Annotated in this window: 11 protein-coding genes; 2 read left to right on the top strand and 9 right to left on the bottom strand. The window is 73.5% G+C overall.

Features of this window, described 5'->3' with window-relative positions:
* Positions 1-148: 148 nt before the first annotated feature.
* The 3 genes from ACSBPG_RS02840 to ACSBPG_RS02830 form a co-directional block, all read right to left on the bottom strand.
* Positions 149-1,672: a calcium-binding protein gene (locus tag ACSBPG_RS02840; RefSeq protein ID WP_435535588.1), complete on the bottom strand. Its 1,524-nt coding sequence runs from the start codon at positions 1,670-1,672 to the stop codon at positions 149-151.
* 355 nt (positions 1,673-2,027) lie between these two features.
* A complete protein-coding gene (locus tag ACSBPG_RS02835; RefSeq protein WP_435535587.1) occupies positions 2,028-4,247 on the bottom strand; it encodes a tetratricopeptide repeat protein in 2,220 nt (739 codons plus the stop codon).
* Complete coding sequence (locus ACSBPG_RS02830; RefSeq protein ID WP_435535586.1) at positions 4,237-5,298, bottom strand: Gfo/Idh/MocA family protein; 1,062 nt, start codon at positions 5,296-5,298, stop codon at positions 4,237-4,239. Before ACSBPG_RS02830 ends, ACSBPG_RS02835 begins: the two co-directional genes overlap by 11 nt.
* Before the next feature lie 110 nt (positions 5,299-5,408).
* Between ACSBPG_RS02830 and ACSBPG_RS02825 the strand changes: the two genes are divergently transcribed.
* Positions 5,409-7,070: a glycosyltransferase family 4 protein gene (locus ACSBPG_RS02825; protein WP_435535585.1), complete on the top strand. Its 1,662-nt coding sequence runs from the start codon at positions 5,409-5,411 to the stop codon at positions 7,068-7,070.
* Position 7,071: 1 nt separating this feature from the next.
* On the opposite strand, the gene ACSBPG_RS02820 is transcribed toward ACSBPG_RS02825, so the two are convergent.
* From ACSBPG_RS02820 to rfbD, 5 genes are all read right to left on the bottom strand, one after another.
* Entirely contained in the window at positions 7,072-8,016 is a 945-nt protein-coding gene (locus ACSBPG_RS02820; RefSeq protein WP_435535584.1) for a replication protein RepA, read from the bottom strand.
* 75 nt (positions 8,017-8,091) lie between these two features.
* Entirely contained in the window at positions 8,092-8,778 is a 687-nt protein-coding gene (locus ACSBPG_RS02815) for a formyltransferase family protein (RefSeq protein WP_435535583.1), read from the bottom strand.
* A gap of 70 nt (positions 8,779-8,848) precedes the next feature.
* Positions 8,849-9,709, bottom strand: a complete 861-nt coding sequence (locus ACSBPG_RS02810; RefSeq protein WP_435535582.1) for a peptidoglycan-binding domain-containing protein — start codon at positions 9,707-9,709, stop codon at positions 8,849-8,851.
* 77 nt (positions 9,710-9,786) lie between these two features.
* Positions 9,787-10,959 carry a glycosyltransferase gene (locus tag ACSBPG_RS02805; RefSeq protein ID WP_435535581.1) on the bottom strand — a complete coding sequence of 391 codons (1,173 nt, stop codon included), beginning with the start codon at positions 10,957-10,959 and terminating at the stop codon, positions 9,787-9,789.
* Positions 10,956-11,867, bottom strand: coding sequence for a dTDP-4-dehydrorhamnose reductase (gene rfbD / locus ACSBPG_RS02800; protein WP_435535580.1), 912 nt, complete (start codon positions 11,865-11,867; stop codon positions 10,956-10,958). Before rfbD ends, ACSBPG_RS02805 begins: the two co-directional genes overlap by 4 nt.
* A 222-nt stretch (positions 11,868-12,089) precedes the next feature.
* Here rfbD and ACSBPG_RS02795 point away from each other — a divergent pair, with 222 nt between their 5' ends.
* Complete coding sequence (locus tag ACSBPG_RS02795; protein ID WP_435535579.1) at positions 12,090-12,488, top strand: response regulator; 399 nt, start codon at positions 12,090-12,092, stop codon at positions 12,486-12,488.
* Between the two features lie 4 nt (positions 12,489-12,492).
* On the opposite strand, the gene ACSBPG_RS02790 is transcribed toward ACSBPG_RS02795, so the two are convergent.
* Positions 12,493-14,154 carry a diguanylate cyclase gene (locus ACSBPG_RS02790; protein ID WP_435535578.1) on the bottom strand — a complete coding sequence of 554 codons (1,662 nt, stop codon included), beginning with the start codon at positions 14,152-14,154 and terminating at the stop codon, positions 12,493-12,495.
* Positions 14,155-14,211: the final 57 nt, after the last annotated feature.

The raw sequence follows: 14,211 nt of genomic DNA, 5'->3' as shown, positions 1-14,211 counted from the left end.
CACGCTCTCATGCCGCCCACTGTGGGCATTGCGGTCCCCATAGTAGCGCAGAACACGAAACGGGTGGTGCGCTCAGCTCCATTCGGCATAGATAAAAAGAAAGGGGCGCCCCGAAGGGCGCCCCCCGTTTCTCGCGACCCTTGCGGGATCAGAACGAGAAGTCGTTGATGTCGAGGGTCGTGACGCCCTCGATGTGCAGCGTCAGATAGGTGCCGTTGGCGTGAACGAATGCCGTCACCCCGTTGGCGCCGGCCGAGGCGAAGATGACCGTCGGGATGGTGGTCGTATCGAACGTCGTGCCGCTGGCGACGTACGCGGCGACCGAACCGAAGTTCGACAGCTTGATCACGTCCTGGCCGTCCTGGAAACCGAAGATGTTGCCCGCGGTTCCCACACCGGCGCTGAGACCACCGGACGCAAACACGAAGCGATCGGCGCCGTCGCCGGCGTACATCGCGTCGTCGTCGGAGGCGCCGCCGCCAACGAGCGTGTCGTTGCCGTCACCGCCGTACATCACGTCCGCGGCACTGCCGCCAACGAGGGAATCGTCGCCGCCGCCGCCGGACAGGATGTCCGCACCGTCGGAGCCGGAGATGATGTCGTTGCCGTCGCCACCGAAGATCGTGTCGGCGAGCGAGCCACCGGCGATGGTGTCGGCACCGGCATCGCCGTACAGGACGAACGTGGCCGAGCCACCGGCGGTGACGGAGAAGCTATCGTTGCCCTCACCGCCGTAGGCCACGGTGCTGAGCGCGCTGGCGCCGAACGCCAGGACGTCGTCACCAGCCTCGCCGTACAGGACGTCGGCACCGATGTCACCCGACAGCGCGTCGTTGCCGTCGCCACCGAACAGCGTGTCGGTACCGTCGCCGCCGATCATCGTGTCGGCACCGGCGTCGCCGTACAGCAGATCGGCACCGGCCTCGCCCGACACCACGTCGTTGCCGTCGCCGCCGAACAGCGTGTCGTTGTCGGCACCGCCGCTCAGCGTGTCAGCACCCAGGTTGCCGTACAGCAGGTCGGCAGCCGAGCCGCCCGCCAGAAGGTCGTTGCCCTGGCCGCCGAACAGCGTGTCGTTGCCGTCGCCACCGTTCAGGGTGTCCGCACCGAGCTGGCCATACAGGAGGTCGGCACCGGCGTCGCCGATCAGGCTGTCGTTGCCCTGACCGCCGAACAGCGTGTCCGCACCGGCGTCGCCCGACAGCGTGTCGGCACCGAGTTCGCCGTACAGGACGTCGTTGCCCGTGCCGCCGAGCAGCACGTCGTTGCCGTCGGCGCCGAACAGGGTGTCGGCACCGTCGCTGCCGATCAGCTGATCGTCACCGAGGTTGCCGTACAGCAGGTCGTCGCCGTCCTCGCCGAACAGGGTGTCGTTGCCCTGGCCGCCGAAGACCGTGTCGGCATCGGCGCCGGCATAGACGGCGTCGTTCCCAATCTGGCCGTAGAGCAGGTCACCGCTGCTGTCGCCGCTGATGGTGTCGCCGTCCTGGCCGCCGAAGACCGTGTCGGCGCCCGCACCGGCAGAAATCAGATCGCTGCCCTGGTTGCCGTAGATGATGTCGGCGCCGTCGGCACCGGTGATCGAGTCAGAACCAGCCAAGCCAGTGATGGTATCGGTACCCGAGGTCCCGGTAAGGTTTTCGCTCGACGTGGTACCCGTGATGTTCGACATTTCTTTCAACTCCCGTAAGCTTCGAAGCTATTGCGAGTATTGTTGGGGGGCTGAATCACCGGTCAGCTCCAACGGGAACTCAATGATCCAATCTCCATCTTCGCCCCCATCAATTCACGAGCCCCGTGCCCTTGCCGGCCAAGGAGCACGAGGCGCATTCCTTGTACAGTGCCCCAACCCCGCACGCAAGCGCGGCTCGCAACCCGTAATATCCGAAATTGCCGCGTCGCCGCAGGTTGAATTACGGTGTTGCGGAAGGAGCACATGTTGCAGCGGCGCTTGCCGCACCATGTGGACCGAGCCGATCCGGCCGGTGAGTGGACGCCAACGACGATCCGCGAAAATCCGGACGGCATCAGTCGCAGGTCCCGCGACCTGACAGCACATCGGCCGCCAGCTCGGCGGCGCACTGCAGGGCGACGGCCCAGTCTCCTGTGGCGCACTGCCGCACGGTCCTCACAAGCGGATAGGGCGGCGGCCGCGGGCAGCCGCCCCCGTAGCGCCAATCGTCCTGGTCGTGACGCAGCACGGCCACCGCAGGGCGCCCGACCGCATGCGCCATGGGGACCGTGGCATTGGCGATCGAAACCACCACGTCGCACGCGGCCACCTGAGCGGCGAAGGCATCGAGGTCGCTCAGGGCGTCTATGTCGGCATCGACCTGGATGTCGATGCCGAGCGCATGGCGGATCTCCGCCACGTCGTCAGACACGTCCCCGTACTGGAGGCTGAGGATGTTCGCGCCGGCCAGCGACAGGATCGGCGCCCAGTGCCCCAGTGGCGCCGCGAAGGAGCGATGCACCACCGGCTTGCGGCTGCGCCAGGAAATCCCGACCACCGGCCGGCCGTCACGCCGGTAGCGGGCCCGCAGCCGCGCCGTGAGATCGGCGTCCGGGCACAGGTAGCCGGGCGGGGGCAGGCCCTCCAGCGGTCGGACATGACGCAACAGACTGCCCATGGGGCACTGGACGTCGGCCCGGGCGGTGCGCGGGTCGGGCGGGGCGGTCCGTTCCACGACGGTGGCGGCCGGGAAGGATCGGCGGAAGAGCGGCACCAGCCGGGGTTCGCACTCGACGATGCAGCCGGCGGCGCGACGCAGGACCGCCGGCAGATTGCCGGCGTCCCAGATCTCGTCGCCGACTCCCTGCTCGCCCCAGACCAGGAGCCGGCGACCGGACAGCGCCTCTCCCTGCCACACGGGAAACGGGAAGCTCGGCTGCGGCAGCAGACGGCGGCCCGCAGGAAAGTCGGCGAGGTGCCAGCGCCACTCGTATTCCTCCAGACCGCGCTCCAGATCGCCGGACGCGAGGATCGCGGCGGCGCGGTTGAAACGTTCGCGCGGCATCTCCGGCGCCAGGCGAACCCCGTCGTCAAAGGACCGCAGGGCCTCGGCGGTCCGTCCTTGACCGCGCAGCGCCAGGGCCAGGATGTAGTGCACCGGCCCACGGGAGGGGTCGAGATGCAGGGCGCGGCGCGTCAGCCTTTCGACGGCGAGCCAGTCCGATCTCTCGACGGCCATGACGGCGACGTTAACCAGCACGCGCTGGTCGTCCGGCCACAGGGCGAGCGCTTGCTGCGACACGCTCCGCGCCGCGTCCATGCGGCCACGGTCCCGCAACGCCACCATCAGTACGGCGTAAGCTTTCGGGTTGTCGCCTTCGAACCGGAGCACCCGGCGGCCCCAGCGTTCGCCGTCTTCGGGCCGGCCGGCCCGGTTGGACATATCACCCAACCATTCCAGCAGCCGAAGCGCGTCCGGCCGATGCGCGACGGCCTGACGGGCGACCGCCAGCGCGCCTGGCCGCCGGAGATCCGCCATGAGGTGGCCGCTCAGGTCCCTGCCCGCGTCGACGTCCGCCGGGTCCAGCCGAACGGCACGGCGCAGCAGGGCAATCCTCTTCCCGCGCGCGGTCTCGGGCGGCACCTGAGCCATCCGGAACCACGTGATGCCTGCCGCGGGATCGAGCGCCGCACTGCGCTCCAAAGCCCTCTGCGCCTCGTCGCTTCGCCCGAGCATGAGGAAGGCGACGGCGCGATCCCGCCATGGGCCGGCATCCTCGGGACGCAGACGCAACGCCTCTGCCGACGCCTCCACCGCGTCCGGCGCGCAACCGGCGGCCGTCAACAACGCGGCGAAATTGACCCGGGCCTCCATATGCTCCGGATGGACCACCAGCGCTCGGCGCACGGCCCGGACGGCGGAACCGGCCCGTCCCGACTCGTGCGCGCACAGACCGAGGGTGACCAGCGCTTCGACCAGATCGGGGCGGATCGCCAGCGCCCGACGCAACGGCTCGACCGCCGCCTCGCTCCGACCGCCGGCCCGCAGCAGATTGCCGAGATTGAAATGCAGTTCCGCCCGTGTCGGCTCGACCGCCAGAGCGCGGCGCAACGCCGATTCGGCGACGCACTCCGCCGCCCCGCCGATCCGACGCGAAGCGCCGGCCAGGTTGGCCCAACCCGCCATGGACGCCGGATCGGCGGCGATCGCCAGCCGAAACAGCGCCGCCGCCTCGCCCCACCGTCCCGCGGCGAAGGCCGCCCGCCCGGCCGCCAGCCGGTCGTCAGAGGCCAAGGCGCGTCGACACCGGGCCGTCGGCCAGCGACACCCAGCCCCCCCGTTCCATGCTGGCGTAGAGCGCGTGCAGCAGGCGCAGCGCGCCCATGCCCTCGTCCACCCCCACCGGCACGTCGGTGCGGCCGGCCCGCAGCGTCTCGATCACGCCGCGCAGATAGGGGCCGTGGCCGAGGCCGTAGCCGCTCGGCACCTCCTGGGAATGGCGCTCCGGCACGCCGGCATCCCCGGGTTCCGGCGCCACCGGCTCCCAGGTCTCGATGCGGTTCAGGGCGATGCCGCCGATCTTCGCCAGCGCCCCCTCGCCGACGACGTGGAGCGAGGCCTCGACGTCGCGCGGGCGGGCCGAGGTCGTCGCCTCGATGGTGCCCATGGCGCCCGACGCGAAGCGCACCGCCGCCACCGCCGTGTCCTCCGCCTCCAGGCGGTTGAGCACCGCCTCGCCGTGGGCGCACACCGCCGCCACCGGGCCGGCGATCCACTGCAGGGCGTCGAGGTGGTGGATCGCCTGCTGCGCCAGCACGCCGCCGTCCATCGACCAGCGCCCGTGCCAGGGATCGTCGTAGTAGGCCTGGGTGCGGCACCAGTGGACGCGCACGCCGGCCAGCACGAGGCGGCCGAACCGCCCGGCGTCCACCGCGCCGCGCAGGAAGCGCATCGCCGGGTTGTAGCGGTTCTGCTTCACCACCGCGCAGATCACCCCGCGCGCCGCCGCCGCGTCGCGCATGGCCAGCGCGTCGTCGGGGCGCAGCGCCACCGGCTTCTCCACCACGACGTTGAGGCCGCGCTCGATCAGCGCCAGGGCATGGCGCGCGTGGTTGCCGGATTCGGTCAGCACGCACACCAGATCGGGCCGCTCGGCGGCGATCCCGTCGATCCCGTCGACCACCCGCGCGCCCAGCGCGGCGGCGAACCGCCCGGCCTTGTCGCCCACCAGATCGGCGCAGGCGACCACCTGCGTCTCCCCCGCCAGCTCGTCGCGGAACACTTCGAGATAGCGCTGCGAAACCCGGCCGCAGCCGAGCACGCCGACACGCACGGGATTGCTCAAGACGGCGCCTTCCTGCTAGTTCCTCGCTCCGACTCGTACGCTTAGCGGGTCGCGCCGCACCGGCCAAGCGAAAACGGCCGGCCCATCCTCCCCCAGCCGCCGGTCCAGCCATGCACGACGCCGCCATCTTCCTGACCGAGGGCACCAGCAACACCGGTCCCCGCCTGTTCGGCAAGGACGTCGCCAACGCCGGGCTGATCCGCGCCCTGGTCGCCGCCCAGCTCGCCGACGGCGCCGGCCGGCCGCAGCGCTTCTGCACGCTCGACCGCCGCACCCCCCAGGCCGTCGCCCAGCAGTTCGGCCTCGACGCCGCCACCGCGGCCCGCCTCGCCGTCCTGCGCCCGGAGCAGATCCCGCAGACGCCGGGCGTCGACGTGCTGATGCACGGCCAGCCCAACATCTACCACTTCGCCTGGCAGCGCCGGCCGGAGCAGGCCACCGCCTACAGCCTGTGCGGCCTGATCCACACGCTGGCGCCGCCGGCCACCCAGGAGGTGCTGTCGAGGGTGCTGACCGCACCGGTGCAGCCGTGGGACGCCCTGGTCTGCACCTCCTCGGCCGTGCTGCGCACCACCACCGACCTGCTGGAGGGCTGGGGCGACTACTACCGCGCCCGTTTCGGCGGCGCCCGCACGCCGCTGCCCCGGCTGCCGGTGATCCCGCTGGGCGTCGACTGCGCCGCCTTCGCGGCGACGCCGGAGCGCCAGGCCCGCGGCCGCGCCTGGCGCGCCAAGCTCGGCGTCGCCGAGGACGACGTGGTGCTGCTGTGGATGGGCCGGCTGTCCTTCTTCGAGAAGATGCACCCCTTCGCCACCCTGGCCGCCGCCGAGGCGGCCGCCAGGCGCACCGGGCGGCGGTTGCACCTGGTGTTCGCCGGCTGGTTCCCCCACGAGGCGCACCGCGGCCAGTACGCCAAGCTGGCGGCCGGCGTGGCGCCCACGGTCGCCGTCCACTTCGTCGACGGCAACGACCCCGACGTGCGCGCCCACATCTGGTTCGCCGCCGACGTCTTCACCTCGCTGGTGGACAATGTCCAGGAAACCTTCGGCCTCGCCCCGGTCGAGGCGATGGCCGCCGGTCTGCCGGTCGTGGTCAGCGACTGGGACGGCTACAAGGACACCGTGCCCCACGGCACGGTCGGCTTCCGCATCCCCACCGTCGTGCCGCCGCCGGGCAGCGGCATCGACATCGTCCGCCCGCACGCCGCCCAGCTCATGAGCTACCAGAACTACGTCGGCGCGGTGAGCCAGGCCATCGCCGTCGACGTCGCGGCGGCCGCCGACGCCTTCGCCCGCCTCGCCGAGGACGCCGGGCTGCGCGGCCGCCTCGGCGCGGCCGGCCGGGAACGGGCGCGCACCGTCTACGACTGGCCGGTGGTGGCGGCCCAGTTCCGGGCGCTGTGGGCCGAGCTGGCCGAGGTGCGCCGCGCCGGGGCGGGGATCCCCCACCCGTCCTACCCGCTGCACCAGGACCCGTTCACCCTCTTCGCCAACTTCGCCAGCGCCAGCCTGGGCGCCGACAGCGTGCTGGCGCTGGCCGACGCCGAGGCGCCGGCGCGCCTGGCGCGGTTGCGCTCGGTGGAGATCAACAGCTTCGCCCGCTACTGGCAGCTCGACGACGGCGCCCTGCGCGCCCTCCTCGACCGGGTCGGCGCGGCCGGCACGCTGACCCTCGGCGAGATCGAGGGGCTGGCCCCGGGCGACGCCGCCAAGGTGCAGCACAGCGTCGCCTGGCTGCTGAAGATGGGCCTGCTGGCCCTCAAGGCGGGGTGACTCAGAGCCCCGGCCATCGCGCGGCCCCGACGGGGTGGCCGACGACGAGGAGCCGCCGCACGCCGACCGCCGGGGACGAGGGAAGCAGCCGCACGCCGTCGCCGCGGATCTCGACGTTGGCGCCGGGATAGACGGCCAGCGCCTCCCGCAGGGCCGCCGCGAACTTGGCGCGGAACTGCCGGATCTCCCTGTACTCGGCGCCGAACTGGCGGTGCAGCCCGGCCCACGGCTCGTCGACCGGCTTGCTGACGGTGCCCAAGCGGTGGCACAGCCAGACGTAGGCGTCGATCACGGCGCTGGAGTTCTGGACCGCCCGCACCGCCCGCGCCGACACCGGCAGCGGGTGCCGCCGCAGCGTCTCGAAGAAGGCGTCCGACAGGCGGACCGTCTCGCCCCAGGCGCCGCGCCGCCCGGCGCATGGCGCCAGCAGCGGGACATCGACGACGCCGGCGGGACGCGGGTCGCCGGCGGCGGCGGGCGCCCAGCCGACCCGCAGCACGCACGCCGCCAAGCGCTCGGCCTGGTCGCGGACGGCGGCGTAGCTGCTGCCGCCCGAGGCGACGCCCATCCGCCGCATCCAATCGCGCAGGGAATGCCCGAGCCGGACCTCGGGCGAGCCGGTGCGCATCGCCTCGGTCTGCAGATACAGCAGCATGAGGCGGCCGCGGCTGCCGTAGGGCACGCCGGCGGAAGGCGGCGAACCGGGAGACGGCTCGACGCTCAGCGAGTACGGCCCCTGCCGGCACCGCCAGACCACCGCCGCGTCGGCCGGCCGGCGGTGCGGCAGCGGAGTCTGGGCCAATCCGGAATAGAGGTAGGCGATCTCGCGGCGGTCGAAGGTCAGCGCCTCGGCCGCCAGATCGACCAAGGGCCGGTCGGCGTCCGCCGCCATGGTCCGGGCGGCCTCGACCCCGTGCTCCCGGATGAGATCGTGGATCTGCCCCACCCCGCCCCCTGCCTCCCTCTCCCGCCGTGCCGCACGGCAGGGTGGCGAGGCAATCGAGCCGCCGCCAGCGCCTCCTCAGCGGCCGTCGTCCTCCGGCACCAGGCGGAAGCGGCGGCCGTGCAGGGTCATGCGGAAGGGCCGGGGCTCGATCAGCGAGAAGGCGCGCAGGCGGCGCTCGAGCTCGTCGGCGGCGATGTCGGGAGGGATCTCGCACAGGCGCTCGCGGGTCCGCGCGGTGGAGCGCCGGTCCGACCACGCGCGCTCCAGGGTGGGCAGGGGGGCCGGCGAGCGCACCAAGGCCGGGCCGAAGTGCTGGAACAGCCGCAACGCCGCCTTGTAGGTGCGGGCGTTGAGCCAGTCCAGGTCGGCCCCCTCCTGCACGTCGAACTCGACGACGCCGACGATGGGACCGCTGTCCACGCGCGGCGTCATGACGTGCAAGGTCGCCCCGAAGCGGCGGGCGCCGTCGTAGAGCGCCATCGCCAGGGGATAGCGGCCGGGGTAGGACGGCGGTCCGGGATGGAAATTGTAGGCGGGGCCGCCGATCCCGTCGAGGACCTCCGGCGGCACCACGACGTCGGTGAAGAAGGCGATCAGCCGCACCGGCTGTGACGGGGCCGGCGGTTCCGCGGCGAACCAGGCGCGCAGGTCGGCGGCGCTGGTCAGGAAGCGCACCGTCGCCCGCGGGTCGATGTGCTCGATCAGGGCGAGCAGGACGACCGTGTAGCGGGGCTCGGTGAGGACGACGATCTTCGGCACCATGGACGGGCTCCCGCAGCAACCGCTCGACGCCAGCGGTTTACGCGCGGCCGCCCGTCCCCGGCAAGGCCGCTTACTGGCCCGGCTGCTGGAACTGGCGGCCGAAGCCGCGCAGCAGGCTGCCGGCCAGCCCCTCGGGCGTCGTCGGTCCGGCGGTGGCGTTGGAGGCGCGCAGGTCGGCCAGCAGTTGGCGGCTGGGCTCGCCGGTGGCGGTGAAGCCGCGCAGCTCCTGGTACTGGCGGATCGCCGCCGTCGTCTGGGCGTCGATCTCGCCGTCCACCGGCCCGACCGTGAAGCCCTTGTCCTGCAGGCGCTGTTCGATCTCGAAGGCGAAGTCGTCCCGGCGCCGGCCGTCGCCCTGACCGTCCCGCCCGGCGGTGCCGCGGCGGGCGTCGCCACCCTCCAGCGCCGCCAGCAGCCGCCGGTCGGGCTCGCCGGTGACCGCCAGCCCGGCGTCGCGCTGGTAGGCGCGGATGGCGGCGCGGGTCTCGGCGTCGAGCGAGCCCGTCACCTCGCGCACGCCGTAGCCCCGCTGCCGCAGCGCCAGCTGCACGTCGGCGACGAGGTCGTCGCCCCCCAGGGCGGAGCCGGAAGGCACGGGCTGTCCGTAGCCGCCGGTGGCGCCGGCCGAGGGCGCCATCCCGCCGGTGAGCCGGGCGTAGAGCTGCGGGCTCGGCTCGCCGGTGACCGGCAGGCCGTTGTCACGCTGGTAGGCGGTGATGGCCGCACGGGTGCGGGCACCCATGGCGCCGTCGGGCTGGCCGATGTCGTACCCCGCCCGCTGCAGGGCACGCTGCAGCGCCGTCACCGAATAGCCCGGGGCGACCGCCGCCGCGCCATCGGTGTAGCGACCGCCGTTGCCGTAGGTCTGGGCGCCGGCGAGGCCGGCCGTCGAGGCCAGCAACGCGAGCGCGAGCGCGGAAGCGCGGATCATGGCGTCTCTCCCCCCGTTGGCAGGATTGGTGCACGCACGCCAACAGGGGGAGAGGTTGCCGGGTTCCCCGTCCGGCCTCAGGCGCATCCCGGCAGGGCCGGCGCCGCCGCGGCGGCGGCCGGCCCGGCGAGGTCGCCGTAGAACGACTCGTAGCGGGCGGCGATCACCGGCAGCGAGAAGTGCCGCAGCACCCGCGTGCGGCCGGCGGCGCCGAGCGCGGCGCGGGCCTCCGGCCCCAGCCGCAGCACCCGCTGCCAGGCGACGGCGAGCGCCACCGGGTCGCGCGGCTCGACGACGAGCCCGGCGTCGCCGACGATCGCCGCGGCGTCGCCGACGTCGGTGGCGACGCACGGCACGCCGCACGCCATGGCTTCGCCAAGCACGTTGGGAAAGCCCTCGCCGAAGGCCGAGGACAGGGTGACGACGTCGAGCCCGGGCAGGATGCGGTCGATGTCGCGCCGCTCGCCCAGCAGGGCGACCCGGTCGGCGAGGCCGCAGGCACCGACCATCCGTGCCACCGCGGCGTTGCGCGCCTCCAGGCCGGCGCCGATCAGCACGAACCGCGCCGACGGCTCCCGCGCCGCCAGCGCGGCGGCGGCGGCGAAGAAGCCGGGGTGGTCCTTCATGGGATCGAGGCGGGCCGGCAGGCCGATGAGGACAGCCTCCGGCGGCAGGCCGAGGCTTTGCCGCAGCCACGCCCCGGCCTCCGGGTTCGGCCGGAAACGGTCGGTGTCGAAGCCGTTGGGGATGAGCTGCCAGAGGCGCGGCCGGTAACCGTAGCCTTCGTGGACGGTCCGCCCGGCCGAGGAGTTGACGACCACCGCGTCGGGCATGCCCGACAGCCGCGCCAGCAGCAGCGGCAGGTTGCGTGACAGCCAGCGGTAGTTCGGCCGGTTCATGTCGGAGCAGCGCAGGTTCCAGACGATCCGCGGCACCCCGGCAAGCCGCCCGGCGACGGTGCCCATCAGGTCGGCGTGGTAGAGCCAGGTCTGCAGGAGATGGGGGCGTTCGTCGCGCAGCAGATGGACGAGCCGGGCCAAGCCGCGCGGGTCGGCGGCGCCGCGCCGCATCTGCAGCGACAGGATCGGCACGCCGCTGTTCGCCAGCTCGGAGGCCACGCTGCCGCCGCCGGTCATGGCGATGACGACGTTGCGGAACCGCCGGCGGTCCATGGTGCGGACCAGCTTGGCCAGCATCGTCTCGGCACCGCCGGTCTGCAGGCCGGTGATGAGATGGGCGACGGTGATCACGGTGCGGCGGCGACCGGCAGCTCGTCCACCACCGTCGCCAGCGCCTCGCGCCACGGGCGGAGCCGGACGCCGAAGCGCTGCGCCGCGAGCGTGCAGTCGAGGACCGAGTTGGCGGGACGGCGGGCGGGCGTCGGGTACTCCGCGGTGGTGATCGGCACCACCGCGGGGCGCCGGCCGAGGCGCGGCGCGGCGCGGTCGAACACCGCTTCCGCCAGGCCGTGCCAGGTGGTCTCCCCGGCGCCGGCGAGGTGGTAGGTTCCCCACGGCGCCTCGTCCGGCCGATCCAGGACGCGGCCGAGAATGGCGACGATCGCCGCGGCGAGCTCGCCGGCCGAGGTCGGGCAGCCGCGCTGGTCGGCGACCACGCGCAGCTCGTCGCGCTCGGCCCCCAGCCGCAGCATGGTCTTGACGAAGTTGCCGCCGAACGGGCTGTAGACCCACGCGGTGCGCAGGATGACGTGGCGCGGGTTGCCGTCGCGCACGGCGCGCTCCCCGGCCTCCTTGCTGGCGCCGTAGACGCCGAGCGGCGCCACCGGATCCGTCTCGCGGTAGGGACCGCGCTTGCTGCCGTCGAAGACGTAGTCGGTCGACAGGTGGACCAGCGGCAGCCCGAGCGCCGCGGTCGCCTCGGCCAGGAACCCGGGGCCCTTGGCGTTGACGGCGAAGGCCGCGTCGGGCTCGGCCTCGGCACGATCGACGGCGGTGTAGGCGGCGGCGTTGACGACCGCCGCGGCGCCCGAGCGGGCGATCCCGGCGTGCACCGCGGCGCGGTCGGCGATGTCGAGCTCGGGCCGGCCGACGCCGCGCAGGGAGATCCCGGCGGGCAGCGGCGCCCGCGCCAGTTCGCGGGCCACCTGGCCGCTGGCGCCGACGACGAGGATGCGGGTGGTCTGATCCGAATCGGTCACTGACGGCCTGTCCCATGCAACGGCCGCGGCACCGGCACATCGCCGGAAGCGGCGGCGCGCATCCTATACCAGCGCCCCGCCCGCTGCCATGGAAAGCGCCGCCGGCGACCCGAGGGGCGGGGGCGGGGGCGGGGAGGACCGGCCGTCGGCCGGCCGAGTTTCGATGAGGCGAGGCGGCATCCCATGAGCTATCGTCCAACCCCTTCAGTTTGGGGCCAGCCGATGAGTGGAAGTCACACGACCGATACCCCCATCCGCGTCCTCTACGTCGACGACGATCCGCTGCTGCAGGCGCTCGTCCGGCTCGTCCTCGGCCGGCACGGCGGCTTCGCCGTCGATGCGTGCCGGGACGGGGCCGCCGCGGTCGCGGCGGCGCAGGCGCTCCGGCCGGACCTGGTGCTGCTCGACGTCCACATGCCGGGATGCGACGGCCCGACCGTGCTGGCGGCGCTGCGCGCCGATCCCGACCTGGCGGCGCTGCCGGTGGCGTTCGTCACCGCCAACCCCGACGCCGCGGACGCCGCCCGCTACCGGGCCATGGGGGCGGCCGGGGTGATCGCCAAGCCGTTCAGCCCCGCCACCCTGGCCGACCAGGTGCGCGCCCTGTGCGCCACCCGGTGAGCCGTCACGCCGCCGGCTGCGGCGGCCGCAGGATGCGGTTGCGCCCGGCGTCCTTGGCGGCGTAGAGCGCGGCGTCGGCGCGCGCGAGCAGGCTGGCGGCCGTCGCCGTCGACGCCTCGCCGTAGGCGGAGACGCCGCCGCTGAGGGTGACGGAGAAGGACGCCTCGCCCTCCGTGAAGACGATCCGCGCGAAGGCCTCGCGCACGTCGTCCAGCACCATGACGGCGGTCGCCTCGTGGGTGTCCGGCAGCAGCACCGCGAACTCCTCGCCGCCGTAGCGGCCGACCACGTCCGTCCGCCGCAGCCGCCGGCTCAGCAGGCGCGACAGGGTGCGGATGACCCGGTCGCCGGCGAGGTGCCCGTAGCGGTCGTTGACCTGCTTGAAATGGTCGAGATCGATCAGCGCCACCGACAGCGGGGCGCCGACGCGGCGCGCCCGCACCAGTTCGCCGGCCAAGCGCTGCTTGAAATGGGCGTGGTTGAGCAGGCCGGTCAGGCTGTCGGACTGCATGGCGGCGCGCAGCGCCCGGCCCCGCTCGGCGCGCAGCAGCACCGCGTCCACCAGGTGGCCGGCGCCGATCGGCTTGGTCAGGAAGTCGTCGACGCCGGGGCGCATGGCGACAAGCTGCAGGTCGCGGTCCCCCTCGCGCGACAGGAACACGATCGGCGTGGCGAGGAAGCGGCGGTGCTGGCGCAGCACCTGGGCGATCTCCACCCCGTTGCAGCCGGGCATGTACATGTCGAGCAGGACCAGGTCGGGCGACACCTCGGCCATCGCCTCGAGGATGCCTTCGGGCCGGTTCAGCACGGTCGCCTCCATCCCGGCACGGCGCAGCGCCAGCGCGAAGATCTCGGGCACCGCCCGGTCGTCGTCGACGATGAGGACGCGGTAGGGCTCCGCCTCGCGGCGCCCCGTCAGCTCGTCCAGCACATGGACGAGGTCGAGCCCGTCCACCGGCTTCACCAGATAACCGGCGCACCCCGCGCGCACCGCCGCCAGGCGCCCGGCGAAGTCGGCGCGGCCGGTGAGGAAGACCACCGGCACGTCCGGCCCGAAGCCGGCCGCCGCGTCGCCCGGCGGACCGGCGCCGTACAGGCCGAGGTCGAGGATGACCGCCTCGGGGCGTTCGCGCCCGGCCGCCTCCACCGCCGCCTCGGGCGTCGGGAAGCAGCGCAGCCGGTAACCGAACGGCTCGGTCGCCTCGGCCAGCCAGCGGGCCAGCGGCTCGTCGTCGTCGATCAGGAAGACGGTGGTCGCCATCTGCGGCGGCACGCCGCCCTTCACCGTCAGGCCGACGGCCGGGCGGCGCCGCAGCCCGGCGTCGATCGCGTCCTGCAGGGCCGTCAGCACCACCGAAACCGCATCGACGCGGCCCGCCGCGATGCGGCCGTCCTCGCCGAGCGATCCGCGCAGCAGCCGCTCCGCCGTCCCGGCGAAGGTCGACACGTCGTCGTAACCGAAGGTTTCGGCGGAGCCGGCGACGGCATGGACCAGCGCGACCAGCGCGGCGACGGCGGCGCCGTCGCCGTCGCGGGCCGGCGGCCACGCGGCGGCGATGGCGTCGGCCTTGCCGCGCAGCGTGCCGTGGTACAGGTCCGCCAGGTCGGCGAGATCCTTCTCGAACGTTCCGTTTGCCTCGAACGTTCCGTCGGTGCTGTTCGCCATGGCGTGCCCGATCATCCCTCGCTTGTGCGGCGGGCGGGCGGCATGCGCCGCCCTTGC

Origin of the sequence: Azospirillum sp. ST 5-10, assembly GCF_051225715.1 — a bacterium.
GTDB lineage: Bacteria > Pseudomonadota > Alphaproteobacteria > Azospirillales > Azospirillaceae > Azospirillum.
The sequence above is the reverse complement of the archived record's forward strand: the minus strand, read 5'-3'. Positions and strand labels throughout refer to the sequence as shown.

What these genes read in the sequence shown, in the direction of transcription:
- ACSBPG_RS02840 (WP_435535588.1), bottom strand. Translation starts at nt 1,672, where the DNA reads ATGTCGAACATCACGGGTACCACGTCGAGCGAAAACCTTACCGGGACC.
- ACSBPG_RS02825 (WP_435535585.1), top strand. Translation starts at nt 5,409, where the DNA reads ATGCACGACGCCGCCATCTTCCTGACCGAGGGCACCAGCAACACCGGT.
- ACSBPG_RS02815 (WP_435535583.1), bottom strand. Translation starts at nt 8,778, where the DNA reads ATGGTGCCGAAGATCGTCGTCCTCACCGAGCCCCGCTACACGGTCGTC.
- ACSBPG_RS02810 (WP_435535582.1), bottom strand. Translation starts at nt 9,709, where the DNA reads ATGATCCGCGCTTCCGCGCTCGCGCTCGCGTTGCTGGCCTCGACGGCC.
- ACSBPG_RS02795 (WP_435535579.1), top strand. Translation starts at nt 12,090, where the DNA reads ATGAGTGGAAGTCACACGACCGATACCCCCATCCGCGTCCTCTACGTC.
- ACSBPG_RS02790 (WP_435535578.1), bottom strand. Translation starts at nt 14,154, where the DNA reads ATGGCGAACAGCACCGACGGAACGTTCGAGGCAAACGGAACGTTCGAG.